The sequence below is a fragment of the Microbacterium sp. B24 genome (assembly GCF_000333415.1).
GTDB lineage: Bacteria > Actinomycetota > Actinomycetes > Actinomycetales > Microbacteriaceae > Microbacterium.
In genome coordinates this window covers 1-956 of record NZ_BADB01000353.1, presented here as the reverse complement: position 1 = coordinate 956, position 956 = coordinate 1, and the positions used below count along the sequence as shown (strand labels likewise).

The 956-nt window shown below is 72.1% G+C and carries 2 protein-coding genes; both read right to left on the bottom strand.

Features of this window, described 5'->3' with window-relative positions; translation table 11 throughout:
- Nucleotides 1-111 precede the first annotated feature (111 nt).
- A complete protein-coding gene (locus I5I_RS09100) occupies nucleotides 112-297 on the bottom strand; it encodes a hypothetical protein (RefSeq protein ID WP_036318510.1) in 186 nt (61 codons plus the stop codon).
- Complete coding sequence (locus tag I5I_RS09095) at nucleotides 294-848, bottom strand: hypothetical protein (RefSeq protein ID WP_036318508.1); 555 nt, start codon at nucleotides 846-848, stop codon at nucleotides 294-296. The genes I5I_RS09100 and I5I_RS09095 overlap by 4 nt, the downstream gene beginning before the upstream one ends.
- Nucleotides 849-956: the final 108 nt, after the last annotated feature.

Sequence of the window (956 nt, the reverse complement as noted above, 5' to 3'; positions counted from 1 at the left end):
CCTGCAGGTCCCCAACAACCCCACCCTCCTGCCCTTCGTGAAGGCCGCGCAGTAAGCGACCCGCACGCCCACGACGGCCCCCGTTCTTCGGAGCGGGGGCCGTCGACGTGTTCACCGGGGGAGCCAGACCGGATCGGCGGAGCCCCACGGTTCCGGCGGCGTGAACCTCGTCGGGGCTCCCGCGTAGGCCACGGCCGATCCGGCGGTGACGATGTCGTGGCCGTCGACGACGAACCGCTGGAGGTAGCGCGAAGGATCCGCCGGTTCGGCGAGCTGGCCCGCCCGATCCCGGGTCATGCCGAGCAGTTCCGCGGCGACGCGTCGGAGCGAGGTCTCGACGAGCCAGCTTCCGTCGTCGCGCCGAAGTTGTCGGTGCCGGAGTTGTTCGTGATGGCGAGATTCTCGATGGTCCACCAGCTCTGGTTCTCGAGCTGGACGGCGCCGCCGGTCGCCAGCGGTGCACCCGAGATCGACGGCGCCGCGCCGGTGCCGTAGGCCGAGATGGTGATCGGCGCCCCCGACGCACCGGAGCCCTTGGGCGCGAGCTGACCGCTCCACGCACCACCGCGCGCGAGCAGGATGCTGTCTCCCGCCGCGAACGTGCGCGACGTGGCCGCGGCGAGGGACTTCCACGCCGTCGCCGGGCTGGTGCCGGCCGCGGCGTCATTGCCGGTCGCGCTGTCGATGTAGTAGGTAGTTCCGGCCGCGATCGCGGCGGGGGCCGCCACGGCGCCGGCCGTCAGGCCGCCGGCGACGATCGCCGCTGCGAGCGCGAGACGGCCGAGCGTCCGGGGCCGCGGGCGAGCGCTCGCGATGCGCAGACGGAGGGGGACGATCCGTCGTTTCATGGGTTCTCCTTCAGGTGCACCGTCCGCACCGTTGCGGACGGAGTGCGATCCTCAGTCCTTCATGCCGGCCGAGAAGACTCTAGAGGATCCCCGGGACCGAGCTCGAAT

Excerpts from the sequence above, each read along its gene's own strand:
- I5I_RS09095 (WP_036318508.1), bottom strand. The coding sequence starts at position 848 with ATGAAACGACGGATCGTCCCCCTCCGTCTGCGCATCGCGAGCGCTCGC.
- I5I_RS09100 (WP_036318510.1), bottom strand. The coding sequence starts at position 297 with ATGACCCGGGATCGGGCGGGCCAGCTCGCCGAACCGGCGGATCCTTCG.